Source organism: Bacillus sp. NP247 (assembly GCF_018966865.1).
GTDB lineage: Bacteria > Bacillota > Bacilli > Bacillales > Bacillaceae_G > Bacillus_A.
The window spans coordinates 1,978,780-2,002,624 of the sequence record NZ_CP076653.1 but is presented as its reverse complement, the minus strand read 5'-3'; the positions used below and the strand labels follow the sequence as shown (position 1 = coordinate 2,002,624).

The window sequence follows — 23,845 nt, the reverse complement described above, 5'->3', positions numbered from 1 at the left end:
ACTTCGCCTCTATTTCTTGATAACGCTTTCGGCAATTTTTGTATTGACGAGCGCTTCATGTGGAACTTCTTTTTGTAATTCACCAGCTTCTTTCATAATCGTTTGGAGCTGTTTCCATTCTGCATCATCTAATAATGGATTTGTCGCATATGAATGTTGTTTTTTGTAGCGCTCAATTACTTTTACTGAAATGTCTTTTGAAGTGTCTTTAAATAGTGGTGAAACGGCATCGGCAATCTCGTCTGGACTATGTGTATCAACCCATTGCTGCGCTTTATATAGTGCGCGCGTGAATTTTTCTGCAGCAGCTTTATCTTTCTTTAAGAAACTTTCTTTTGCCATAAACGTTGTATACGGAACAGTGCCAGATTCAGCTCCAAAAGACGCGACGATATAACCTTTTCCTTCTTTTTCAAGTATACTTGCAGTCGGTTCAAAGAGCTGTACAAATTCTCCTGTACCAGATGCAAAGGCATTTGCAATATTAGCAAACTCGATATTTTGAATTAAGTTTGTATCTTTGCGAGGATCAATGCCATTTTTCTTTAAAACGTATTCACCAACCATTTGTGGCATACCACCTTTACGCTGCCCTAAAAACGTAACACCTTTTACGTCATTCCAATTAAAAGAATCTAATTTTTTACGGGAAACTAAAAATGTGCCATCTGTTTGTGTAAGCTGCGCAAAATTAATGACAGGATCTTTTGCTCCTTGTTGATGAACATAAATAGACGTTTCTGAACCAACGAGCGCAATATCAATTCCGCCAGATAAAAGGGCGGTCATCGTTTTATCTCCGCCAGCTGTTGTTTGTAAATCAATATTTAAACCTTCATCTTTAAAAAATCCTTTTTCAATTCCAACATATAACGGGGCATAGAAGAGAGAATGGGTAACTTCGCCAATGCGAATGTTTTGAGTTTGTTCTTTTTTAACTTCTTTTGTGCTACCACAAGCTGCGAGCGTGAAAACAGCTAGTAACATGATGCAAAAAACGGTTATTAATTTTTTCACTATATGACACCTCCTAGAAGTCAATCTACAAGCATGATATGTAGGTAAGTGCCCATATGTGAGTGTAATATAGGAGGAATTTTTTGGGTAATAAAGAAGTACAAATATAAGGGGTGATAAAATGGATTATGAATACGATGATAGTGTACATTTACATCTTGATTATTTCGGAACTGAATGTGATATGGAATCGATTGCTTATAAGAGGAAGCATGAAGACGTATGGGATGTGTATTTTAATTTCGGAGCATACGGTATTCAGAAAGATGGTGTAGAGGCAGGAATGTTTATGGACGAATATGCCGGTTATTATGTTTTTTCTGTACATGCTCGTGATTTGAGCTGGGAATTTGGAAGTGCTCAGTTTGAAGAGTGGGTTTTGAGGAACCATATAGTAGAAAAAACGCTGCAAAAATAGGGAGGAATTTTGTGGTCGGGTTTCTCATCTTATTATGTATTTGCTTAGCCGGAACTTTCATCATGCAAGTGCTCATTTACCGATTTGCAAAGAAAAATATTCATAAATATAAAGGAATGAAATGGATTCATATGTGGCTAGATATGACTATGAAAAAGGGTCCGAAATTAGATTTGTTTGATTTTGTACTTATAGTAATCGTAAGTATCATATGGAAAATATGGATGCTTCCTCTTATATAGTAAACATGCTAATCATTTCATCATTTTCCTGTTCATAATAAATAACGAAAAGAACCTGTCATATGACAGGTTCTTTTCTATAATAATAGTTTTCCAAAACTCGTGCCGACAAGTAAAACCGTGCTTGCAAAAATTATAGTAAAGATTATTTGTTTCTTTTTATAATTTAAAATAGTAATCGCTAAAAAAGAAAAGAGGATAAGAGGATGAGAAAGCAATCCAAGTGCTAACGGTTTGTGAGAAATAATGCGAATGAAGAATGGAATAAATAGTATGAAATAAGTAATGAGGAACAGTTTTTTTGGAAATGAGAGTATATGTGTATTCATATCGACACCTCCTTTTTCAAATTATAGCATGTAGCTTTCCATGAAAATTCCAATGTATACGACAAATTACGACAAGGGAGTTCATACATATTTGCTATTCTATTAAAGGTCATTATTTGTAATGTATATATAGGAGGATTTTTTAATGTTAAAGAAATTATTATTATTTTTACTTACAGGCTTATGCGTAGTTGCTTTAACAGCGTGTAAAGATGAAGAGGACAAGCTGAAATTGGCGGAAGAACAGAAAATAGATGAGAAGAAAGTTGAAGAAAAACGTAAGCAAGAAGAGCAGCAAAAAGCAGAGGAAGAAAAGCGTAAACAAGAAGAGCAGCAAAAAGCAGAGGAAGAAAAGCGTAAGCAAGAAGAGCAACAAAGAGTAGAGGAAGAAAAACGTAAGCAAGAAGAGCAGCAAAAAGCAGAAGAAGAAAAGCGTAAGCAAGAAGAGCAGCAAAAAGCAGAAGAAGAAAAGCGTAGGCAAGAAGAACAACAAAGAGTAGAAGAAGAAAAACGTAAGCAAGAAGAACAAAGACGTGTACAAGAGCAACAAAAACAACAGTCTGCACAACAAGAGAGAACACAGAAAAAAGAAAAAACAACACAAGCAACGGGTGGGAAGCCGACAAGGTCACAAATTTCGGTCGGTTCCCATGTAGTTATCCAATTAGATAAAGATTATAGTAAAACTGTGAGCGGTGTTGTGAAAGATATTTTAACAAACACGGAAACACATACGTACGGAATTAAAGTTCGATTACAAGATGGACAAATTGGTCGTGTTCAAAGTGTTGGATAAAAAAGGAGGTCGTCCATCTTTGGACGACCTCTTTTTTATTATGCTTGGCTAGTGCGGAAAAATGGAAGCTTCTGCACAGTGTAAACTAACCCATATGCAAGAATTAAGCACATAAGAGGGTTAATGAAAAATCCGTAGCGATTAATTGCTAAGAATAAGTTTGAGAAGATGATGTAAATAACAGAACTTGCTACTAGCATCATAACGCGTTTATGTTTAAATGAATTTAGCATGAAGCAGAAACTGCTCAAGAATGTACCAATGATAAAGACTCTATGACACATTTGTATAAAGTTATGAATACGGTATTGGTCTACAGCAGGAGCTGTTTTGAATAATTCAATTGTTTTACCGACAGTGAACCAAGAGAACCAATATGTGAAGTCCGTTTTAAATCCATTTTTGATTAAATCTTTTGCGTATGCCTCTTTATCATCTAAGCCCTGGGCTTTCATTTGATTAACTACATTTTCATAGCCAATTTTGTTAAACGGATCTGCACCGGCAATTAATGGGTCTGCACCTTGTGTTGAGAATAAGATAAATTGATTGAATGCTAAATAGTTACGAACAACCCATGCCCCGATAATAAGGAACGGACCAATGAGCCATAATAATCCAATTCGAATGGAGTCTTTAAATCCATATGTGAACAAGACGACAAGAACAGGAATAAGCATCATTGGAGCTGGGTTTGGACGGAACATAAGTAAAATAGCAACAACAATTCCAAACCATATATGGAATTTTGTTTTATTGTATTTCCATGCAAGAACAAATACGTACACGCTTAACGATAATAAGAATATTGAAGGAACTTCTGTTAGTAATGTACGGAAGTATGTATAGTTACTTGGATAAATAGCATATAAAATACTTGCGACAATTCCATAAATATTCTTTTCAAATAACTCTTTTCCTATTAAGAATACTAATAACACTGTGCCGAGGTTCAGTATCATATTAATGACAGTTGCTACGTAATAGTACGGAAGTGATGTAACATCAGAAATAATCATAGCACCAGCTAATAATAGTGGTTGACCTGGTGTGATATAAGCATTTTTTCCAGGAACTTCACTAGGTTCTAAATAAACATAGCCAAATACACCATGTTTTAATAATTGTTCAGCTGTTAACGAATAGTTAAACGCATCATTTGCACCATATGTTACTTTGACTAACTCTCCATCTAATCCTGGCTGTTTTACTAGACAAAAAACGTGCAACAGGAAAGAAAGCGCCAAAATTGCATATACCGCTTTAGGTAAACTTTTAAACTTATTTAGCAAAAATGAGCATCTCCTTTTTTATTAATTCTTTCGTATTTTTATGAAAAATTCCTAATAGTATTAAGGTTTTCCAAAACATAGTTATTATATCATAAAGTGGAGCGTAGTAATTTGATTTTTCAATACTCCATAGTTTGAAATCCAAAATTTTACTGATGGTTAAGGGATAATTAAGAAAATATATTTATAGTAAAAGCAATTAGGAAGACGAAATACACGTTATATGTTATTTTTATAGGAGTATTTTTACGGTGCGGGGTGAAATTAATAAACAGAAAAGAGGGAATGAATTGAGGGATAATTTTTCATTTCATCAGCCAAGAAGAAGTATATTAATTTCAGTGATTTTAAGTGGTGTAGTAACTTTATATGTTGTACCCACACTTTTCTTGATTTTAAGATATTTTAGTTTAGGTACGATGAAAGATATGTTAAATCAAAAGGTTGTTTTAAGTGTAATGACAATTTTGATTTGGATTGTACTACTGTATGTTGCGTATTTAAATAAAGGTATAGTTAATAAATTTAAACCGATCATTAGGATTTATGTTAGAACTTTTTTAGTAGCTCATGCGATTACTTTTCTTTTTATTTTTATGCAAAATAATATGGACATCGTCAATACAATGAATTGGATTTACAACTATAATGCACAGTTTATATTTAGCTTAATTGTAATTTATGCGGTATATGTCTTGGTGTACAATGTACTTGGAAAAGTTTTTTTGAGTACTATTTTGACAAGCATTTTGCTAATCATTTTGGCTATTGTAAATCACTTCAAAATTGTTTTTAGAGGAGACCCTCTATATCCTTCTGATTTTACACAGATTGGACATATGCAATCTGTTATACCGATGGTAATGGATTATTTTAGTTGGGGTTATATTCTTCTCGTTATTGTAAGTATTGTTGCCTGTATTTGGATGGGTGTGTATATAAGGAAATATATTCAAAATGTAAAAGTTCATGTAGGCGTACGAGTTCTATTTATAGTAGGATCTGTTGTTGTTTTATATGTGTATGGTAATTTTACGAATACGTTTATGAATAAATTGTTTCAAAAGTCGGGTATAGAGTTCGTTTTGTGGGATCAAAATGAAAATTATGCTTCAAATGGTTTTGTATTAGGGTTTATAAGTAATTTAGATACGACAGTCATTGAAAAGCCGAAAGATTATTCAAAAGAAAATATGCTTCAAATAGCAAACGATATAAAGAAACAATATAGTAGCAATATAGGGGCGCAGAAGCAAAAAGAGAAACCGAATATTATTTTTGTAATGAGTGAATCGTTTTGGGATCCAACGAAGTTAACGAACCTGTCCTTTAGTGAAGATCCTTTACCTAATTTGCATCATTATATAGAAAGTTTTCCTGGTGGACAAACTATCTCTCCTTCATTTGGAGGAAATACTGCGAACGTTGAATTTGAGGTATTAACGAGTTATTCAATGAGTTTGTTAAAACCAGGCTCTATACCGTATCAGCAAGTTGTTACAAATAAGAAAGAAATTCCATCAATTCCTCGAGCTTTGAAAAAAGAAGGGTATTATACAAGTGCAATTCATTCGTTCGGGCGCTCATTCTTTAAACGGGATGATGTATATAAAGTGTTAGGGTTTGATAAGTTTAATGCACAAGATACGATGGAAAATGTAGAAGTTGATGGAGATTATATTAGCGATTTATCTATGAGTAAAGAGATAATATCTGAATTAGAGAAGCAAAAGAAACCTACTTTTATTCATGCGGTTACAATGCAAAATCATTTTCCATTTACAGAAGGAAGATTTGGCGAAAATCAAATAGAGATTAGTGGATTAGAAAATGAAGAATTAAAAGCTGAATTAGAGACTTATACAGAAGGGTTAAGACGTTCAGATGAAGCTCTGCAATATTTAATAGAGCAACTAGATAATTTAGATAGACCTACATTACTAGTATTCTTTGGCGATCATCTCCCGTCGTTAGGAATAAATAAATCTCTTTATAAAGAGACTGGTTATATAACAAATGAAAAAACGCCAAGTGAACGATTAGCGATGGCACAAACGCCGTTATTAATGTATGCAAATTTTGATATTCCAAATGACAATTTAGGCTTAGTAAGTCCAATTTATTTTTCAAATCTTGTCCTTGATTATGCTGGATTAAATAAGGCACCATTCTATCAATTTTTATCGAAGTTATATGAAGAAATTCCCGTACTTCGTGACGAATTGAAGATAGGAAAAGACGGAGAAGCAATAAAAAGTTTAACAGCGAAACAAAAAGAAATGTTAAAGCAATATGAGTTTATTCAATATGACTTACTCGTCGGAAAGCAATATAGTAAGGATATATTATTTAAATAAGCGAAAAAAAGAACTTGTATACGATACAAGTTCTTTTTTCATAGTATTTAACGGGATAACCAGACAAGCTAGGTTTAGGGAGTATTACTTGTACATTTAGTATAAATTAAAATAGAGTCGTTTTAATAATTGATTTGTGAGAAGTGTGTGAATTTTTCATCTAGTATATAATTGGATAATTTGTTTAATGCGTAAAAAAACTCTTTAAGATTGCTAAGAGTTTTTTTATTTAGATGCATATTAAAGATTCAGAAAAAACAGTTACAATAAAGCTGTGTGATATTGAAAAGTTTTTAGGGATTTTAATTGAGGGACGAGGCGTAGATTATGATACTGGGAAACCATTCTCACTTACGAATGAATGGGCGGGTTTAATTGGTCTATACAAAAACGAATTTTTAGCAGCACCATGGATTGTCATTGCACCACTACTATTCTTTACTGTTTCTATATTTGTTTTACATATGATGATCAAAGGGATAAAGAAAGAGCACGGTAGCAGTCTATATTCTATGTATAAAAAGACAAAGAAAGAGCCGTATGAACAAAGACAGGACAAGAAGGAAATAGATAAAGCATTGTTCATTCCGGTGTCTTCTAAATCGATAGAAAAAGGTAATTAAGAAAAAAGAATTTGCCGTAAGGGCAAATTCTTTTTTTATTGTAAAGGAACTATGAATTTAAAAATTTTATTAGTTCCTTATTTAATTCATCCGCTTGATCGATTGGAGAGCCGTGACCGCTATTTGTAAGAGGGTATATTTCAGAGTTTTTAATTCGTTTTTTTGTTAGCTCAGCGCTTTTATAAGGAATGAGTTGATCGTGAACACCATGGAATATTTTTGTTGGGACGTTAATTTTACTTAAGTCCTTCGTTACGTCTTCGTTTGCAGCGGCTTGCAAAATTTTGATGAGGGCATAAGAAGCAGACTGCATACCGAGATAAGAAAACCATTCTAACGTGGCGGCTCCTAAGTTCCTATTAAAAAATGATAAAGATACGTCATTAAGAAATTTAGGAAGATTTGTATACATTTGATTAATCAGAGCATCTGCTTGCTCTTTTGGTACGCCGTAAGGAGATTTTTGGTTTTTTACGAAAGAGGGGGAGACGGCATCAATTAATGCAAGTTTAGAAATACGGCGACCGTTATATCGTGACATGTATCGAATAGAAAGGGCACCTCCGACTGAGAAACCAACTAACGTAGCATTTTCTATTTGAAGTGCTTCTAATACAATTGCGATATCATCAGCTAAACGATCATAAGTGTAACCAGTCCATGGTTTATCAGACTGTCCGTTTCCTCGTATATCCATGGCGATGCAGCGGAAACCATGTTGTGGTAAAATATTAAATTGATATTGGTACATTTGATGATTTAAAGGCCAGCCATGAACGAAGAAGACAGGTTTACTTCCAGGGCCTGGGTTAATATCCTCAACAAAAATATGTACATCTTTTTCAACTGTAACGAACATGATGTATCCTCCTCATGCATTTTAATAGGCTCTTTCCCAAAATCGCTGTTTTGTCATTGCCTGAATAAATTCATTCGCAAGTAAGGTAGGGTTTTGTTCTGTTATAACGCCAGGTTTTCCTTCGATGTTTAATGATTGAATAATAGTAGTTCCATTTTGGAAAGCGCCAATTGGCTTAAAGTGATTATACGATTCTACGACAAATGAACTTGCCTTGTTAAGAAAATGATCATTAATATTTCCGCCAATAAGAAGTAGCCCATCGTAAAGAAGTGGTGATCCTGTTAAGAAAGTATCATTTACATCCCACTGTCCATTTTGAGAGCCTTGCACAAAACCTAATCGTTCGGAAATAATAACTGGCTGAAGGCCGGCTTGTTTGAATTGATTTATAATATATTGTGAGTTTTGACTGTCATATCCGTTGGCGACAATGACTCCTACTCGTAATGTATTTGGGCTGAATGTTGTATTTGCCATACTTAGTGCGGGTGAGGATTTTGTAACATTTGATTCTTGAACATTTGGTACTGTTGCCCCAACTGCTTCAGCTACTAAAGTAGCTAATTCTGTGCTTATATGACCAATCATACCTACGACTTGTTGGCGAACTGATTTACTTTTTACTTTTCCTAATTCAAAGGAGAAGGCCTGCGTAATATGGATTTTTTCAACGTGGCTCATACTATTCCAAAATAAACGGGCTTGTGAGAAATGGTCTTTAAAACTAGCGGCTGTTTCTCTTGTTTTATGTCCAGAAACAGTAGAAGGGTATGTAACGAAACCACCTTTCGTACCAGGTACAGTAAAGGGAGAGTTATTTGCTAAAGAGTTATTATGGTAAGCGACTTTTCCTTTATCAATTATATATTTAGACGCACCATCTCTTTGGTTGTTATGAAAAGGACATACCGGGCGGTTAATCGGTAACTCTTGATAGTTTGTGCCGACGCGGGCTAATTGCGTATCTGTATAAGAAAAGAGCCTACCTTGTAAGAGAGGATCATTTGTAAAATCGATACCACGGACGATACTTCCAGGGTGCAGTGCTACTTGTTCTGTTTCCGTAAATACGTTATCAACGTTCCGATTTAACGTCATTTTTCCGATGATTTTAACAGGGAAGTCTTCTTCTGGCCAAATTTTCGTTGCATCTAATATATCAAAATCGTATTTAAATTCGTCCTCTTCTTCTAAAATTTGAACGCCAAGTTCGTACTCAGGGTAGTTTTCAGCATTAATATTTTCCCATAAATCACGGCGATGGTAATCCGGATCAGCACCGCCTAGTTTTTGAGCTTCATCCCAAATTAACGAGTGAACGCCAAGCTTAGGCTTCCAGTGGAATTTTACGAATCGCGACTTTCCGTGTTTATTAACTAAGCGGAATGTATGAACGCCGAACCCTTGCATCATCCGAAAACTTCTCGGAATTGTACGATCCGACATAATCCACATCATCATCGCAGCTGATTCTTGATTATTGGCGATAAAGTCCCAAAAAGTATCATGTGCTGTTTGTCCTTGGGGAATCTCATTATGTGGCTCTGGTTTAAGAGCATGAATAAGATCTGGAAATTTAATACCATCTTGAATGAAGAAAATCGGAATGTTATTACCCACTAAATCGAAATTTCCTTCCTCTGTATAAAACTTAACAGCGAATCCTCGTACGTCTCGGTTCGTTTCATTGGCACCTTTTGATCCAGCAACTTCAGAAAAACGAATAAAAATAGGTGTCTTTTTAGATGGGTCTTGTAAAAAATGAGCCATTGTTAAGTCTTCTAAAGATTCGTATAGTTCAAAAACACCATGTGCCCCGTAACCGCGGGCGTGCACGACTCTTTCAGGAATTCGTTCGCGGTCAAAATGAGCGAGTTTTTCTCGCATAAGGAAATCTTCTAAAAGTGTAGGGCCACGATCGCCGGCGGTTAAAGAGTTTTCATCATTTGAAATTTTGACACCTGTATTTGTTGTCATCTCTTTTCCTTCATTGTCTTTTGTAAAGGATTGTAACTGTTCTATTTTTTTATTTTCACGGCCGTCCATATAAAGCACCTCCCATATTATACGTATTATTGTTCATGATTTTTATGCTTACATATGGTCTGAAGAAGTATATTATCTATGGATTGATTTTCCTCATTTGTTCAATTTATCTTTGTTTGTCTATGAAAATCATTTATTATAATAAATGGTATTCTTTTGAAGGGGTGTTGAAGTGGGAGAGAGTTTTCTATCAGCTAAAGAAGAAAAGAAAAACGCTAAGATTTTCTTATGGGTAATGCATGTTATTTTAATTGTATACGAGGTTGCATACGCGATCATATTAGAAGATACAATGCCTTTAGGAAATTGGCATAAATTGATATGGAAGCTTGCATATATTATGGCTATATTAGGTATTAGTGTTTACCTATTTGAGAGAGGAAAAGTATATTTAGTTAAATATACATATTTATTTGCATACATGATCGCAGAGATTTTTAATATTGGATGGTATGCTTTTCATAATACAATAGCATTTGATGAAGGTAATGTAATTGAATATATTTTCATTTTCTTCGTACCGATATTTTTGAGTAAAAGATATTTATTTATCTTAGTGCCATTTCTTATAGGGAAATATATGATATACCTATTTGTATTTGGAGAACTTAACTTGTTTATACCTCTTGTTATAAATATGGTGTTACTTTTCGTGTCATTTATTATTTTAAATCGATTTTTACAATATCTTTCAGCAGTAAAGGAACGTATTGCAGAGGCAAGTCAGTCACAAAATTTGGCAGTTATCGGAAAAATGGCAGCAACAGTCGGACATGAAATTAAAAACCCACTTGCTTCATTAAAAGGGTTTACGCAATTACAAAAAGAGAAACACGAAAAAGATGCAACATATGGACAAATGATTCTTGAAATAGAAAATATGAATAATATGATTAGTGAGTTGATGGAGGTTGCTACATGTAAACCTTCTGTTTATGAAAAACACATTGTAAGTGATATTTTAGTACAAGCGGTAGAAAACATGCGCGAAAAAATGGACGAGTTAAATATAAATTTCACCTTTAATGAAGAGCAAAATAGAAGTGAAATTGAATGTGATAAACGCAAATTAAAAGGAGTATTTTTATATGTTATAAAAAATGCTTTAGAGGCAATGGAACATGGCGGAACATTAAAAATACAAGTTGAAAATAAAAAAAGAGATTACGTAATAGTAAGTATAGTAGATAGTGGTTTAGGGATAAAAAAGGATAATTTAAGAAGAGTTAAGGATGCTTTTTATACAACAAAGCAAGATAGAATTGGATTAGGCCTTACGGTAGCAGAGCGAATTATGACAGATCATCTTGGAGAATTACACATTTCTAGTGAAATAAAGAAAGGAACGAGAGTAGAAATATTGCTCCCAAAAAAATGTGAGCGCAATGTGACACAAGATTAAGAGGTGTTGTTAAAGGAGTTATCATATGGAAAAAGGCAATATATTTGAAAAAGAAGAGATAAAGGCATTAAAAATATTTTTAAGCTTATTCTTCGTTATATTTTTTGCGTATGATTTTACTGAAAAAGCTAGTATCCTTTTATCAGATAAAAATCAAAAACTAGCAGATGTTTTTGGAGAAGGATTAGGTCTATGGCTATATAGTTTGATGATTGGATTATTCTTTATAGGACTTTATTTTATAAAACGGAAAAAGCCTTATATTGTGAAGTATATTATTTTAATTGGCTATAATATATTGGATTTTATTAATAACTTCACTATTTATTACGGAAGTGATGCGGAATTTGATGGCGGGAATATAGTAGAAGGATTCTTTATTTTATTTGCACCGATATTTGTGAATAAGAGGTATTTTTGGTTAGTTGCTGGAACTATTGTTGGAAAATATGCACTTATGGGATTCGTTGTTCAATCCTTTATTGTCTTAATCCCAATAGCATTATATAGCGTGTTTGTTATTATATGTTGGATTATATTTTTAAGATTCCAATCTTACGTTCGTACACTTGAAATGATGGACAAAGAAATACAAAAGGTAGAAAAATTAGCGATGGTCGGAAAAATGGCAACAGTAATTGGTGATAAGATTAGAAGACCGTTAGAAAAATTGAAAAAGCTTGTGAATAAGCAAGCGAAAAAACATCCAGAAGATAAGATTTATAGTGAAATTATGAGACAGGAAATAGAGCGGATTCATACAATTGCTACAGAACTAAATGGGTTTGAGAAATCTAAATCGATAGAATCCGAAACTCATAATATTAAAGAAATCATCTCTTATGTTATCAGGGTTATGGAAAAGCCGGCTTTAGAACAAGGGATAAAAATGCATGCTATTTATAGTAAAGATTTACCTTCAATTACATGTGATGAAAAACGATTGAAACAAGTATTTTTTAATTTAATAAAAAATGCGATTGAAGCAATGTCAGTTGGCGGAACTATTACTGTAAAAGTTATAGTGGAAGATGTGATCATTATTCAAATTATAGATGAGGGATGCGGCATTCCAAAAGATAAAATTCCGAAGCTAAATGAAGCTTTTTACACAACGAAAGAAACTGGAACAGGCTTAGGATTAGTAGTTACGGAAAAAATTATTAAAGATCACCATGGTAAATTGAACTTTGAAAGTGAAGTTGGAGTTGGAACGACTGTTGAGATTATGTTGCCGATTTAATTATGGTGCAAGAGATAAAGAGAAAACATCACTTAATCAAAAGTGATGTTTTTTTTATTGATTTATCCAGTGTTAAGGTCGGATTGATTTAACTAATAATCAGTAGGGAAGGAATCCCCTACTGATTAAAGTTTAGTCTTAAATAGAGGTAATTAAAAAAACGGAGTATACAGCACTGTCAGTAATCCCGGGGTTAATATATAGGCATAATGCATCTCCTCTTGAAACAGGATTTCCAGTTGTTGTACTAGTCCAAGTAACAGTGGCAGGTCCTGGTAAAGGGGTAGGATCGTACACTTGAACTAACTGTGCTCCAACGTCTGAAGGGGTAATAGTAAATGTGATTGTTCCAGTGATTTTAGCCGTAGTGGTAAAAGTAATAGTAGATATAACGTGATTAGACGTAGGGGCAGAAAGATTTGTTGGGACATTAGTGCAGAGTTGAATTGTATAAACTTCGATAGGCAAATTATTTACATTTATAGATGCAGAAAAGCCAGCTATATTTCCGGATCCAGCAACTACATAAGGAATAATATTGGAATCAACTGCTGGAGCACCTGCTATACGTTGAAACTCAGCGTTAGTTCCTTGGAAAAGGATGCTTTTTGCTGAACTGCTACCAGCAGGTCCAGTGATGCCGGTAGTCCCGGTGTTTCCAGTAGGTCCAGTATTTCCAGTAGGTCCAGTGCTCCCGGTAGATCCAGTGATGCCGGTAGGTCCAGTATTTCCAGTAGGTCCAGTGCTCCCGGTAGATCCAGTGATTCCGGTAGGTCCAGTATTTCCAGTGCTCCCGGTAGATCCAGTGATTCCGGTAGGTCCAGTATTTCCAGTAGGTCCAGTGCTCCCGGTAGATCCAGTATTTCCAGTAATCCCGGTAGTCCCGGTGTTTCCAGTAGGTCCAGTGATGCCGGTAGGTCCAGTGATGCCGGTAGGTCCAGTGATGCCAGTGGATCCAGTGATGCCAGTAGGTCCGGTGATGCCGGTAGTCCCGGTGTTTCCAGTAGGTCCAGTGATGCCGGTAGATCCAGTGATGCCGGTAGGTCCAGTGATGCCGGCAGACCCAGTGATGCCGGTAGTCCCAGTGATGCCAGTAGGTCCAGTGATGCCGGTAGGTCCAGTGATGCCGGTAGATCCAGTAATGCCAGTGGATCCAGTGATGCCGGTAGTCCCGGTGTTTCCAGTAGGTCCAGTGATGCCGGTAGATCCAGTGATTCCAGTAGGTCCAGTAATGCCAGTGGATCCAGTGATGCCAGTAGGTCCGGTGATGCCGGTAGTCCCAGTACTTCCGGTAGATCCAGTGATGCCGGTAGTCCCAGTAATGCCGGTAGATCCAGTGATGCCAGTAGGTCCGCCTTCGACTAATACTATATAATCTGGAGATACATGTGGAAATCCTTGAGGTGCATCTTTTTGTGCTACGTAACCACTACCTGTATAGGTAACAACTTGTCCAGCTTTATAGGTAGGTGCATTAGCTAGGCTAAATGTAGTGGTACCCTGTAAGCCCGCACCAGTGGGTCCAGTAATGCCAATAGCACCAGTGATGCCAGTAGGTCCAGTAGGTCCAGTAATGCCAGTAGCCCCTGTTCCGCCAATGGACCCGTTGTTGCGTCTACCGTCACAACTAAAGCAATTGTGTCGATACATAGTTGTTTATTCTCCTTTTTATATTTTTTAAATCGAACTAATATATATATATTGTAAGTTGTCCATTTTGGTTCGGTTGTTGTTTATATATAGGTTATAAGATGAATTTTAAGGATATTTATGTTGGGCACTATTCGGATGAGAGCTTCATTTTTAGAAATCTAGTGTTTAATAAAACAATTGAACATAGATGACGAAGAAACAATATACATAGGCGACTCAATATATGACTTTTAATGTGCAAAAAAGGATGGGGCAAAATTTTATTTTGCATTATAGAGCAAAGAGAAGGAAAGGATTTGAAGGGGCTGATCATGTTTTTTAAGTGACGTATGAAATTTTAATTGTAGTAAAGAGAGGTAGCTAAAGTAAGATACCTCTTTAAAAATTATACCCACCATTTTTCCTGCGGCAACAAAGTAATATTCACATCAAAATTCTCTTTAAACCAATCAGACATCAATGTCTCTTTCACTAAATATTCAGAGGCAGAGTGTGATACACCGATGAGTGACATATTTGTTTTTGTAACGTAATCCATAATGAGCGAGTACTTATGTCTTCCGTAATCATTATCAATGTGACAATGGATTTCTCCTGCAATATATGCTTCAGCCCCTTTTTCTTCTGCTTCTTTCATTAAAGATACGACATCGCCACATCCAGCGATAATTGCAATTTTCTTGATGGAATCATGTTGTTTACCTTCGAAGTCTGTATACGGAATGTTGAAGAGTTTTTTTAGATGTTTTTGAAGTTTTTCTGTTGATGTTTCATCTATTTCACAAATGAGACCGACTGGCTCGTTTTCTGGGCCACCGTAAGCAAATCCGTCAATTACATTAGCGTTTAATGCTTTTGCAATTGAGATGCTAGTTCCATATGTTTGATGAAAATCCATTGGAACGTGACATGTATATATAGAAAGTTGTTTCTCTTTCATTGCATGCAAATATTTTTGTGGAATTGGAATAAAGCCCTGCCCTGATTTTCCGAGCGGATCACCGCATTCCATCACAAGTGGATGGTGCATAAAGAGTAAATCGCCTGGTATGGATTGTACAATAAATTTTTCAAGAACATCATCTGTTGGGAAGACGGCTAAAAATACTGTGTTTACATTTTCAGCACCTCGTATCATAAGACCGTTAAATAGCTCCACAAAATTTGCTTCGAAAAATTGTTGCCATGGGAACTGAGTCGAATCATATGCAGCTGGAATGAAGCGACTAAAGGCACTATCCTTTCCATATTTTTCGATTTGGAATAAATGATTTAACGAGTGCTCTATTTCTTTTAAGGCTGGCATTGTAATTCCTCCTTTATCATTGCCATTTTAATATTAGTCTCAATTTTCTGTATACAAGAATTAAGAAAAAGAATGGTACAATATAAGAATGATATGAGAAGAGAGGATGTAGATTCACGTATGTACGTTACTGTAACAGATGCAGCATATAAGAAGATTATGGATACGATTCCAAATGAAGCGAAATATATAAAGTTATTTTATGATAATGAAGGTTGCGGTTGTGTTATGAGCGGGATTATTGATTTAGTAGCCGTTTCAGAGAAAGATGAGCGCGATGTAGATATTGAATCAAGTGCACTAAACTTTATTGCAGATCGCACAAAGCTTGTATTTATGGATGATAAGTTAACGGTCGATTTACATGAATCTGGAGGGCATTTTCTACTGAAGAGTCCGAGCCAGTTTTATAATCCGAATATGAAGCTACATATTCGAGTATAGAACCTTTCTTTTTTAGATGGGAGAGGGGACCTGGCCAGGCATAGAAGCGGTCAGATCCTTTTTCTATCCCATGCCAAGTTAAAACAAAGGGAGTAAATGGGTACGAGATTATTTTTTGTTCTGAATAGCAGTGAATTATATGTTGAAAAGTTAAAATGAATATATATGAAGGAGCATATTGTATGTTCCTTTTTTTTATGAATCTTTTCAGTTAATTAAATGTACATATGATTGAATTTTCTGTATAATTCTTTTTGCGGAGGGGATTGCGTATGAGAAAATGGGGAATTGAGTTATTAATTTTAAGTGTCGTGATTATTTGGGGGATTAACTATACGATCGCGAAATATGGACTTTTAGAATTTACAGCAATTGAGTTTACTGCAGTTCGAATGATGACGGCTGCACCGCTCCTGTTACTCCTTACATTCTTTATCGAAAAGTCACTTTATATGGAGCAAAAGGATATACCTAGATTAATCATCGTTAGCGTTGTAGGTATTGTACTGTATCAAACGCTATTCATGGAAACTGTACAATATACATCCGCTACAAATGCCTCTTTACTCATTTCTATTTCACCTATTTTTACAACTGTATTTGCGATTTTCTTGAAACAAGAAAAATTCTCTTCTCGAAAGTTAGTTGGTTCCATGATTGCCTTTATTGGTGCTACATTAGTTTTAGTAGCGGGGCATTCACTCGCTAGTTCTTTCTACGGAAATGGGATTGGACTGATTACATCAATATGTTGGGGACTTTATCCCGTTTTAGCAGGGCCGCTTATTAAAAAATACTCAGCATTACGTGTTACTGCATGGTCGACATTAGTTGGAGCGGTTCCGCTCTTATTGTTAAGTGGTCCACATGTATTTGTAATGCCATTTCACATTACACACGGGATGACATGGTTTGCCTTGTTGTATTCTATTTTCTTCGTGACTGTATTCGGTTTAGTGATGTGGTATATTGGTGTTCAAAAAATTGGAGCATCACATACGATGGTATATATGTATATTACGCCGCTCGTTGCTGTCTTATTTGCTGCAGTATGGGCAAATGAATATGTATCGTTACAACAAATTATCGGTGGAATTATCATTTTCTTCGGTCTATGGTTTGTGAAATCAGAGAAAGTAGAAGCTCATTCTATCGTGCAAGAACCTATATCAAAATAGGAAAACAGATCATCTATGATCTGCTTTCCTATTTTTTTATTTTTGGTAAGAAGATGAGAAACAAGATAGCAGTAATAAGTGGAATTAAATTAAGAAAAGGAATGCGGAAGAGTGTAATAAGAATAATTCCTGGAAGAAGAACACCGAGGACAGCATAGAAAATACTATGTTCTTTCGTGTACCAATATAATGAAAGTCCAATAAGTGCAGGAACAATGAGATGAATGAGAGCCATTAAAAAATAAATCATTAGACGCCCCCTTTATTTATGTGCTTATTACATCATATCCGTATGTTCATAGATTGATATCACTTTTTTCATAATTGGACGAAAATGTTTTGAAAAACGTCACATTTATGAGGTATTCTATATTAGAAATCTTGTATAATATTATTTTCTAAAAGCATTTTAACAACATAAACATACAGTTTATGTTGTTTTTAATTTGAATGAAATGGATTTTAAGTAGCATGGACTCGAAAGAAATGAGTTATGTAGCTTTTGTTGGATAAATAAAAACCATTGAAGAGGAGTACAGCATGATTAGTATGTCACTGAGGTCGTTTAAAATTCAAATGTATTATTTGCTAGGCGCAATGTTAATAGGCTGGGCAATGACACCTTTTTCAGCACATTTTTTAGGTGCAGGCATTGGACTTATTGTAAGTATGTATTGCGTTTGGATTTTAGGAAGGCGTATCGAAAAGCTTGGAGATAGTATTGTAAAGAAAACGAAGGCACCGACACTTGGTATGTTTAATCGCTACGCAGCGGCGATCCTTGGTGCAATTATTATGTACGAAATTGAGCACCATATGGTTATGTGGGCATTTGCAGTTGGGATTATGGGTGGTTATTTCTTAATCGTTATTAATTTAGGGTATTATAGTATGAAAGATGAAGAAGAATTAACAAAGAGCTAAAAAAGATACAAAGATAAAAAGATACAAAGATAAAAAGATACAAAGATAAAAAGATACAAAGATAAAAAGATACAAAGATAAAAAGATACAAAGATAAAAAGATACAAAGATAAAAAGCCTCTTTTTAGATGGAATAGAGGATCTGGCGATGGATAGAAGCGGTCAGATCCTTTTTTAGTCCCATGCGATGTGAAACCAGAAGGAGCAAGTGAGCGTAAAACCTATTTATATGTTCGAAGCCGTGGTTTGTATGTATGGAAATCCGAGTACATCAATTGAAAATTAGGTTTGGAACTTTTCAGATGGAATAGAGGATCTGGCGATGGATAGAAGCGGTTAGGGGCTTTTTTAGCCCCATGCGGTGTGAAGCCAGAAGGATGTAGTGAGTGGGAAAATCGTTGGTGTGTTCGAAGTCGTGGTTTGTATGTGGGTAAATTAAAGAATATATAGAAAGAAGCTTACGCGAAAAACGTAAGCTTCTTTTTTATGTAAGTATGTGTAACCGTTAAGCCGCATTGGATTTTGTCGGTGAGTACGCGAAACTTTTGGCTACACGATACTTATTCATATGAGTAAATATATTAAGCAATTGGACCGCCTAAGTTAATAATATTTTCAGAAACGCTATCGAATTTTGTGAAGTTTTCTTTAAATTCGTTTGCAAGCTCAATTGCTTTCGCTTTGTAAGCATCTTTATCAGCCCAAGTTTGTTCAGGCATTAATACTTCGTCAGGTACACCTGGAACGTGACGAGGTACTTCAAGGCCAAAGATGTCGTGTTTTGCAGTTTCAGCTTTAGCAAGTTCACCGCTTAGTGCTGCTTGAATCATTGCACGAGTGTAACCTAAGTTCATACGTTTACCAACGCCATATTCGCCACCAGTCCAGCCAGTGTTTACTAAGAATACTTTTGCATCATGTTTCTCGATTTTTTCACCAAGCATTTCAGCATAACGAGATGCATCAAGCGGTAAGAATGGTGAACCGAAGCAAGTAGAGAATGTAGCTTGCGGAGATGTAACACCGCGCTCAGTTCCTGCTAGTTTACTAGTGTAACCGCTTAAGAAATGGTACATAGCTTGCTCTTTTGATAACTTACTGATTGGAGGCAATACGCCAGATGCATCAGCAGTTAAGAAAATAATTGTATTTGGATGTCCTGCAACACTTGGCAGTACGATATTGTCAATCGCATGCATAGGGTATGCGGCACGTGTATTTTCTGTTAAAGTAGTATCGTTATAGTCAGCGATTCGTGTTTGATCATCAATGACAACGTTTTCTAAAACTGAACCAAATTTGATTGCATCGAAGATTTGTGGTTCTTTCTCATGAGAAAGGTTTACACATTTTGCATAGCAACCGCCTTCAATATTGAATACACCGTTATCAGACCAACCGTGCTCATCGTCACCGATTAATTTACGGTTTGGATCAGCAGATAATGTTGTTTTGCCTGTTCCAGATAAACCGAAGAATAGTGCTACGTCGCCTTCTTCGCCTACGTTTGAAGAGCAGTGCATAGAAAGAATGTCTTGTTCAGGTAGTAAGAAGTTCATAATAGAGAAGATTGATTTTTTCATTTCTCCAGCGTATTCTGTACCACCGATTAGTACGATACGTTTTTCGAATGAAACCATAATGAATGCTTCAGAATTTGTACCGTCAACTGCTGGGTCTGCTTTAAAGTTTGGTGCAGAAACAATTGTAAACTCTGATTCATGAGTTTTTAATTCTTCTTCATTTGGACGAATAAATAATTGATGTACAAATAAATTGTGCCATGCATATTCGTTAACAACTTGAATTGGTAGGCGATAGTTGCGATCAGCGCCAGCAAATCCTTTGAAGATGAATAACTCTTCTTTTTCTTTTAAGTATTCTAAAACTTTTGTATATAATTTATTAAAATGTTCTTCAGAGATCGGTTGGTTCACGGCTCCCCAAGCAATTTTGTCAGCAACCGATGCTTCCTTCACAATAAATTTATCTTTAGGAGAACGTCCTGTGTATTTTCCTGTTGAAGCAGAAACGGCACCAGTAGAAGTTAATTTCCCTTCGTTTCGCATTAATACTTTTTCCACTAATTGCGGAACACTTAATTGAATCTGTGCATTGCTTCCGTTCAATAATTCATGTAAACCAATTTGGACATTCACAGTACTCATATTTATATACCATCCTTTTCATTTAATGAAATATTTCTCGTAATCCCCATCAAGAGTATAACACAATTATATAAATAATGTATACTATTTATTTATTTTTGTTTGTGTGAATGTATCATTTCCTTATTAATATTTCATTCTATGCGTATTGAGAAAAACTTTCAGGAAAATGTGAATATTAATTGACAAATGAATATCATTTCTTTAGTATAGGTTGGGACGGATACTCTCTTATCCCGAGCTGGCGGAGGGACAGGCCCGATGAAGCCCAGCAACCTCACTTGTAGTGGTAAATACAAGTGAATAGGTGCTAAAACCTGTGCGAGGCTAACGGTCTCGAACGATAAGAGCAAAGGGCAAAAAGCAGTATGCAAGTAGCAAATTAAACCTTTCCTCTATGTTAAGTAGGAAAGGTTTTTCTGTATGCTTGTGTGGGAGAATAAATGTATGTCGCAGTTTGTGGCAAATTAAGGATGAGTTCCGTACAATATATACAATTACTGTAGGGAGGTTTACCACATGACAAAAAAACGTCATCTGTTCACATCTGAGTCTGTAACTGAAGGACATCCAGATAAAATTTGTGACCAAATTTCTGATTCAATTTTAGATGCGATCTTAGCAAAAGACGCAAATGCACGTGTGGCTTGTGAAACAACTGTAACAACTGGTTTAGTATTGGTAGCGGGGGAGATTACGACTTCTACTTATGTAGATATTCCGAAAATCGTTCGTGAAACAATTCAAGGCATTGGTTACACACGCGCAAAATACGGATTCGATGCAGAAACTTGTGCAGTTTTAACATCTATCGATGAGCAATCTGCTGACATCGCTATGGGTGTTGACCAAGCGCTAGAAGCACGTGAAGGTCTAATGACTGACGCTGAGATTGAGGCAATTGGTGCGGGAGACCAAGGTTTAATGTTTGGGTTCGCATGTAATGAAACACAAGAATTAATGCCACTTCCAATCTCGCTTGCTCACAAATTAGCTCGTCGTTTAACTGAAGTACGTAAAGATGACACATTATCATACTTACGTCCGGATGGAAAAACGCAAGTTACAGTTGAGTATGATGAAAATGGTAAACCTGTACGTGTGGATACAATTGTAATTTCTACACAGCATCATCCAGATGTTACATGGGAAGAAATCGATCGCGATTTAAAAGAACATGTAATTAAGGCTGTAGTTCCAGCAGAATTAATGGATGGAGAAACGAAATTCTTCATTAACCCAACTGGCCGCTTCGTAATTGGTGGACCACAAGGTGATGCTGGTTTAACAGGACGTAAAATCATCGTTGATACTTACGGTGGATATGCTCGCCACGGCGGTGGTGCATTCTCTGGTAAAGATGCAACGAAAGTTGACCGTTCTGCAGCATATGCAGCTCGTTATGTTGCGAAAAATATCGTAGCAGCTGGTCTTGCTGACAAAGCAGAAGTACAACTTGCATACGCAATCGGCGTAGCGCAACCAGTATCAATTTCAGTTGATACATTTGGCACTGGTAAAGTATCTGAAGACGTATTAGTAGAACTAGTTCGTAACAACTTCGATCTTCGCCCAGCTGGTATTATTAAAATGCTAGACTTACGTCGCCCAATTTACAAACAAACAGCAGCTTACGGCCACTTCGGACGTACTGATGTAGATCTTTCATGGGAACGTACAGACAAAGCGGCTACTTTAAAAGAGCAAGCTGGTCTATAATATATGAAAAAAAGCTTTGCGCTGTGTGCGCAAAGCTTTTTTTATTTTTCTTTATTTACGATTTGGATGCACGAGCTACAATACACTTCTCCGTCTACTTCAATATACTTTTTCATATTTGTCATATCGCTCGCTGGAAACGGCATATGAATCCATACTTTTTCATACGTTTGTATTTCCTTTTCACATGATTTACAAAGGATTGGTTTCTTATGGAACATAGACGGTCAGCCTTTCAGTTGACGCGCTTTTCCTGCGCAAAAAGCACTACTCAGTAAAAATAGTGTTGCGAATATAAGACTCACTAATGTAGCGTATGGAATTGCGCCTTTTAAAGAAAAGCCGACAGTGATTGAAGCGACAAATAATAGGATGAATGTCGTTGTTAATTTTTTATAAAGTTCCATAATAAGTAGACCTCCGATTTATTTTGTAGTGTAAATTTAAAAATTAAATCTATTATGTAGAAAATATAAGGTGAGTTAAAGAGTAGCTAATGATGTGGAGTCTAATAGTATAAAAAGCACACTTTTTATTTTCCTTTTTATGGGTTTGTATACTTATATTGTATCATGCTTCATCGTTGGCTTCATACATAATTGTGTAAAGATATGTATGATAAAATGGAGAAAAGCCTTCAAGAAAGGAAAGATGAAAAATGAGCGTAACTGAACATAAAAAACAAGCACCGAAAGAAGTACGTTGTAAGATTATAACAATCTCGGATACACGTACGGAAGAGACGGATAAGAGCGGACAACTATTACATGAATTATTAAAAGAAGCAGGACATAAAGTAACCTCTTATGAAATTGTGAAAGATGATAAAGAAAGTATTCAGCAAGCTGTGTTAGCTGGTTATCATAGGAAAGATGTTGATGTCGTGCTAACGAATGGCGGAACTGGTATTACGAAACGTGATGTAACGATTGAGGCAGTGTCGGTGTTATTAGATAAAGAAATTGTTGGATTTGGTGAGTTGTTCCGCATGATTAGTTATTTAGAAGATATCGGAAGTAGTGCGATGTTAAGTAGAGCAATCGGCGGTACGATTGGACGCAAAGTAGTCTTCTCGATGCCGGGATCTAGTGGAGCAGTTCGCCTTGCGATGAATAAATTAATTTTACCGGAATTAGGTCATATTACATTCGAGTTGCATCGCCAATGAAAGTTGCAGGAATTGTATTAGCCGGCGGACAGTCTAGTCGTTTTGGAGAGCCGAAAGCATTGGTGATTTGGAAGGGAACTACTTTTATTGAGCATATTGTGCAAGTAATGGAAAGTATTTTGCAAGATGTTGTTGTTATTAGTCATATTGATATAAAAGAGAGAATAGAGCAATTAGTACAAGTTCCTGTTATAGAAGATATTCCGCATTATAAAGGAAACGGGCCACTTGCTGGAATTGTATCAGGCATGGAATACATAGAAGCAGATTGGTACGCTATTATGCCTTGCGATGCGCCAAACGTTTCGCATGAATGGTTTACTATTTTATTAGAGCAAACGAGCGATGAATATGATGCAGTCGTACCTATTATTAATGGAAGAAAACAACCGTTACTTGCAGCGTATCATAACCGTGTGAAAGAAAAGATTTATGCTTTGCTACAGGATGAAAAAAGAAGTATGGGGCAACTTTTATCACAATGTAATGTGAAGTATATCTCTGGAGAAGATGTACAAGCGAATGCGGATTGGTTTATGAATGTGAATACGAAAGAAGAATATGTGCAGGCTCAAAAAGACCTTTCAAATGAATGAAAGGTCTTTCTGATATACAGAAATTGGGGAACAATTACTGTATAAAGGTATGTGAGTAAGTT

Annotated in this window: 24 protein-coding genes, 1 pseudogene and 1 riboswitch; of the genes and pseudogenes, 14 read left to right on the top strand and 11 right to left on the bottom strand. The window is 35.7% G+C overall.

Annotation, left to right across the window (positions count from 1 at the left end):
• Positions 1 to 9 precede the first annotated feature (9 nt).
• Complete coding sequence (locus tag KPL75_RS10555; RefSeq protein ID WP_219920627.1) at positions 10 to 1,017, bottom strand: ABC transporter substrate-binding protein; 1,008 nt, start codon at positions 1,015 to 1,017, stop codon at positions 10 to 12.
• A gap of 121 nt (positions 1,018 to 1,138) precedes the next feature.
• Between KPL75_RS10555 and KPL75_RS10550 the strand changes: the two genes are divergently transcribed.
• Both KPL75_RS10550 and KPL75_RS10545 read left to right on the top strand, forming a co-directional pair.
• A complete protein-coding gene (locus tag KPL75_RS10550; protein ID WP_105585942.1) occupies positions 1,139 to 1,435 on the top strand; it encodes a DUF3986 family protein in 297 nt (98 codons plus the stop codon).
• A gap of 11 nt (positions 1,436 to 1,446) precedes the next feature.
• Positions 1,447 to 1,677: a hypothetical protein gene (locus tag KPL75_RS10545; protein WP_219920626.1), complete on the top strand. Its 231-nt coding sequence runs from the start codon at positions 1,447 to 1,449 to the stop codon at positions 1,675 to 1,677.
• A 77-nt stretch (positions 1,678 to 1,754) separates the two neighbouring features.
• Here KPL75_RS10545 and KPL75_RS10540 read toward each other — a convergent pair whose 3' ends face one another.
• The gene (locus KPL75_RS10540; protein WP_219920625.1) at positions 1,755 to 2,006 is read right to left on the bottom strand and encodes a hypothetical protein; all 252 of its coding nucleotides are present in this window, start codon (positions 2,004 to 2,006) and stop codon (positions 1,755 to 1,757) included.
• Positions 2,007 to 2,151: 145 nt separating this feature from the next.
• Here KPL75_RS10540 and KPL75_RS10535 point away from each other — a divergent pair, with 145 nt between their 5' ends.
• Positions 2,152 to 2,802 (top strand): YwbE family protein, encoded by a 651-nt coding sequence (locus KPL75_RS10535; RefSeq protein WP_219920624.1) that lies wholly within the window; start codon positions 2,152 to 2,154, stop codon positions 2,800 to 2,802.
• 38 nt (positions 2,803 to 2,840) lie between these two features.
• On the opposite strand, the gene KPL75_RS10530 is transcribed toward KPL75_RS10535, so the two are convergent.
• The gene (locus KPL75_RS10530; RefSeq protein WP_219920623.1) at positions 2,841 to 4,094 is read right to left on the bottom strand and encodes a glycosyltransferase family 39 protein; all 1,254 of its coding nucleotides are present in this window, start codon (positions 4,092 to 4,094) and stop codon (positions 2,841 to 2,843) included.
• A 290-nt stretch (positions 4,095 to 4,384) separates the two neighbouring features.
• Between KPL75_RS10530 and KPL75_RS10525 the strand changes: the two genes are divergently transcribed.
• Together KPL75_RS10525 and KPL75_RS10520 are read left to right on the top strand one after the other, a co-directional pair.
• Positions 4,385 to 6,451: an LTA synthase family protein gene (locus KPL75_RS10525; RefSeq protein WP_219920622.1), complete on the top strand. Its 2,067-nt coding sequence runs from the start codon at positions 4,385 to 4,387 to the stop codon at positions 6,449 to 6,451.
• Between the two features lie 290 nt (positions 6,452 to 6,741).
• Positions 6,742 to 7,074, top strand: a pseudogene (locus tag KPL75_RS10520) (hypothetical protein); the annotation flags it as partial.
• A 49-nt stretch (positions 7,075 to 7,123) separates the two neighbouring features.
• Here KPL75_RS10520 and KPL75_RS10515 read toward each other — a convergent pair.
• Both KPL75_RS10515 and KPL75_RS10510 read right to left on the bottom strand, forming a co-directional pair.
• Positions 7,124 to 7,933 carry an alpha/beta fold hydrolase gene (locus KPL75_RS10515; RefSeq protein WP_219920621.1) on the bottom strand — a complete coding sequence of 270 codons (810 nt, stop codon included), beginning with the start codon at positions 7,931 to 7,933 and terminating at the stop codon, positions 7,124 to 7,126.
• 21 nt (positions 7,934 to 7,954) lie between these two features.
• On the bottom strand, positions 7,955 to 9,982 hold the full coding sequence (locus KPL75_RS10510) for a catalase (RefSeq protein ID WP_219920620.1): 2,028 nt from the start codon (positions 9,980 to 9,982) through the stop codon (positions 7,955 to 7,957).
• A 172-nt stretch (positions 9,983 to 10,154) separates the two neighbouring features.
• On the opposite strand from KPL75_RS10510, the gene KPL75_RS10505 reads away from it, so the two are divergent.
• Positions 10,155 to 11,384 carry an ATP-binding protein gene (locus KPL75_RS10505; protein WP_219920619.1) on the top strand — a complete coding sequence of 410 codons (1,230 nt, stop codon included), beginning with the start codon at positions 10,155 to 10,157 and terminating at the stop codon, positions 11,382 to 11,384.
• Between the two features lie 25 nt (positions 11,385 to 11,409).
• Positions 11,410 to 12,627, top strand: a complete 1,218-nt coding sequence (locus KPL75_RS10500) for an ATP-binding protein (RefSeq protein ID WP_219920618.1) — start codon at positions 11,410 to 11,412, stop codon at positions 12,625 to 12,627.
• A gap of 138 nt (positions 12,628 to 12,765) precedes the next feature.
• On the opposite strand, the gene KPL75_RS27410 is transcribed toward KPL75_RS10500, so the two are convergent.
• Positions 12,766 to 13,788 (bottom strand): collagen-like protein, encoded by a 1,023-nt coding sequence (locus KPL75_RS27410; protein WP_375141025.1) that lies wholly within the window; start codon positions 13,786 to 13,788, stop codon positions 12,766 to 12,768.
• A gap of 367 nt (positions 13,789 to 14,155) precedes the next feature.
• Between KPL75_RS27410 and KPL75_RS10490 the strand changes: the two genes are divergently transcribed.
• A complete protein-coding gene (locus KPL75_RS10490) occupies positions 14,156 to 14,308 on the top strand; it encodes a hypothetical protein (protein ID WP_219920616.1) in 153 nt (50 codons plus the stop codon).
• A 357-nt stretch (positions 14,309 to 14,665) separates the two neighbouring features.
• Here KPL75_RS10490 and KPL75_RS10485 read toward each other — a convergent pair whose 3' ends face one another.
• Positions 14,666 to 15,586, bottom strand: a complete 921-nt coding sequence (locus KPL75_RS10485) for a Nif3-like dinuclear metal center hexameric protein (RefSeq protein ID WP_219920615.1) — start codon at positions 15,584 to 15,586, stop codon at positions 14,666 to 14,668.
• A 120-nt stretch (positions 15,587 to 15,706) separates the two neighbouring features.
• On the opposite strand from KPL75_RS10485, the gene KPL75_RS10480 reads away from it, so the two are divergent.
• Together KPL75_RS10480 and KPL75_RS10475 are read left to right on the top strand one after the other, a co-directional pair.
• Positions 15,707 to 16,030: an iron-sulfur cluster biosynthesis family protein gene (locus KPL75_RS10480; RefSeq protein ID WP_219921095.1), complete on the top strand. Its 324-nt coding sequence runs from the start codon at positions 15,707 to 15,709 to the stop codon at positions 16,028 to 16,030.
• A gap of 272 nt (positions 16,031 to 16,302) precedes the next feature.
• On the top strand, positions 16,303 to 17,208 hold the full coding sequence (locus tag KPL75_RS10475) for a DMT family transporter (RefSeq protein WP_219920614.1): 906 nt from the start codon (positions 16,303 to 16,305) through the stop codon (positions 17,206 to 17,208).
• A gap of 28 nt (positions 17,209 to 17,236) precedes the next feature.
• Here the strand turns inward: KPL75_RS10475 and KPL75_RS10470 are convergent, their stop codons facing one another.
• Positions 17,237 to 17,458 (bottom strand): hypothetical protein, encoded by a 222-nt coding sequence (locus tag KPL75_RS10470; protein WP_219920613.1) that lies wholly within the window; start codon positions 17,456 to 17,458, stop codon positions 17,237 to 17,239.
• Positions 17,459 to 17,748: 290 nt separating this feature from the next.
• On the opposite strand from KPL75_RS10470, the gene KPL75_RS10465 reads away from it, so the two are divergent.
• Complete coding sequence (locus KPL75_RS10465; protein ID WP_088032196.1) at positions 17,749 to 18,132, top strand: ATP synthase subunit I; 384 nt, start codon at positions 17,749 to 17,751, stop codon at positions 18,130 to 18,132.
• Positions 18,133 to 18,713: 581 nt separating this feature from the next.
• Here the strand turns inward: KPL75_RS10465 and pckA are convergent.
• Positions 18,714 to 20,300 (bottom strand): phosphoenolpyruvate carboxykinase (ATP), encoded by a 1,587-nt coding sequence (gene pckA, locus KPL75_RS10460; protein WP_219920612.1) that lies wholly within the window; start codon positions 20,298 to 20,300, stop codon positions 18,714 to 18,716.
• Positions 20,301 to 20,528: 228 nt separating this feature from the next.
• Positions 20,529 to 20,650, top strand: a riboswitch (SAM riboswitch).
• Positions 20,651 to 20,819: 169 nt separating this feature from the next.
• Between pckA and metK the strand changes: the two genes are divergently transcribed.
• On the top strand, positions 20,820 to 22,019 hold the full coding sequence (gene metK, locus KPL75_RS10455) for a methionine adenosyltransferase (protein ID WP_219920611.1): 1,200 nt from the start codon (positions 20,820 to 20,822) through the stop codon (positions 22,017 to 22,019).
• Positions 22,020 to 22,060: 41 nt separating this feature from the next.
• On the opposite strand, the gene KPL75_RS10450 is transcribed toward metK, so the two are convergent.
• Positions 22,061 to 22,240, bottom strand: coding sequence for a hypothetical protein (locus tag KPL75_RS10450; protein ID WP_219920610.1), 180 nt, complete (start codon positions 22,238 to 22,240; stop codon positions 22,061 to 22,063).
• A gap of 6 nt (positions 22,241 to 22,246) precedes the next feature.
• On the bottom strand, positions 22,247 to 22,426 hold the full coding sequence (locus KPL75_RS10445) for a hypothetical protein (protein ID WP_219920609.1): 180 nt from the start codon (positions 22,424 to 22,426) through the stop codon (positions 22,247 to 22,249).
• A 251-nt stretch (positions 22,427 to 22,677) separates the two neighbouring features.
• Between KPL75_RS10445 and KPL75_RS10440 the strand changes: the two genes are divergently transcribed.
• Positions 22,678 to 23,187 carry a MogA/MoaB family molybdenum cofactor biosynthesis protein gene (locus KPL75_RS10440; protein ID WP_219920608.1) on the top strand — a complete coding sequence of 170 codons (510 nt, stop codon included), beginning with the start codon at positions 22,678 to 22,680 and terminating at the stop codon, positions 23,185 to 23,187.
• Entirely contained in the window at positions 23,184 to 23,783 is a 600-nt protein-coding gene (locus KPL75_RS10435) for a molybdenum cofactor guanylyltransferase (protein WP_219920607.1), read from the top strand. Before KPL75_RS10440 ends, KPL75_RS10435 begins: the two co-directional genes overlap by 4 nt.
• Positions 23,784 to 23,845 lie beyond the last annotated feature (62 nt).

What these genes read in the sequence shown, in the direction of transcription:
- KPL75_RS10550 (WP_105585942.1), top strand. Translation starts at nt 1,139, where the DNA reads ATGGATTATGAATACGATGATAGTGTACATTTACATCTTGATTATTTC.
- KPL75_RS10445 (WP_219920609.1), bottom strand. Translation starts at nt 22,426, where the DNA reads ATGGAACTTTATAAAAAATTAACAACGACATTCATCCTATTATTTGTC.
- KPL75_RS10435 (WP_219920607.1), top strand. Translation starts at nt 23,184, where the DNA reads ATGAAAGTTGCAGGAATTGTATTAGCCGGCGGACAGTCTAGTCGTTTT.
- KPL75_RS10440 (WP_219920608.1), top strand. Translation starts at nt 22,678, where the DNA reads ATGAGCGTAACTGAACATAAAAAACAAGCACCGAAAGAAGTACGTTGT.
- KPL75_RS10490 (WP_219920616.1), top strand. Translation starts at nt 14,156, where the DNA reads ATGCCAATAGCACCAGTGATGCCAGTAGGTCCAGTAGGTCCAGTAATG.
- KPL75_RS10485 (WP_219920615.1), bottom strand. Translation starts at nt 15,586, where the DNA reads ATGCCAGCCTTAAAAGAAATAGAGCACTCGTTAAATCATTTATTCCAA.
- KPL75_RS10535 (WP_219920624.1), top strand. Translation starts at nt 2,152, where the DNA reads ATGTTAAAGAAATTATTATTATTTTTACTTACAGGCTTATGCGTAGTT.
- KPL75_RS10475 (WP_219920614.1), top strand. Translation starts at nt 16,303, where the DNA reads ATGAGAAAATGGGGAATTGAGTTATTAATTTTAAGTGTCGTGATTATT.
- KPL75_RS10515 (WP_219920621.1), bottom strand. Translation starts at nt 7,933, where the DNA reads ATGTTCGTTACAGTTGAAAAAGATGTACATATTTTTGTTGAGGATATT.
- KPL75_RS10540 (WP_219920625.1), bottom strand. Translation starts at nt 2,006, where the DNA reads ATGAATACACATATACTCTCATTTCCAAAAAAACTGTTCCTCATTACT.
- KPL75_RS10510 (WP_219920620.1), bottom strand. Translation starts at nt 9,982, where the DNA reads ATGGACGGCCGTGAAAATAAAAAAATAGAACAGTTACAATCCTTTACA.
- pckA (WP_219920612.1), bottom strand. Translation starts at nt 20,300, where the DNA reads ATGAGTACTGTGAATGTCCAAATTGGTTTACATGAATTATTGAACGGA.
- KPL75_RS10470 (WP_219920613.1), bottom strand. Translation starts at nt 17,458, where the DNA reads ATGATTTATTTTTTAATGGCTCTCATTCATCTCATTGTTCCTGCACTT.
- KPL75_RS10465 (WP_088032196.1), top strand. Translation starts at nt 17,749, where the DNA reads ATGATTAGTATGTCACTGAGGTCGTTTAAAATTCAAATGTATTATTTG.
- KPL75_RS10500 (WP_219920618.1), top strand. Translation starts at nt 11,410, where the DNA reads ATGGAAAAAGGCAATATATTTGAAAAAGAAGAGATAAAGGCATTAAAA.
- KPL75_RS10480 (WP_219921095.1), top strand. Translation starts at nt 15,707, where the DNA reads ATGTACGTTACTGTAACAGATGCAGCATATAAGAAGATTATGGATACG.
- KPL75_RS10450 (WP_219920610.1), bottom strand. Translation starts at nt 22,240, where the DNA reads ATGTTCCATAAGAAACCAATCCTTTGTAAATCATGTGAAAAGGAAATA.
- metK (WP_219920611.1), top strand. Translation starts at nt 20,820, where the DNA reads ATGACAAAAAAACGTCATCTGTTCACATCTGAGTCTGTAACTGAAGGA.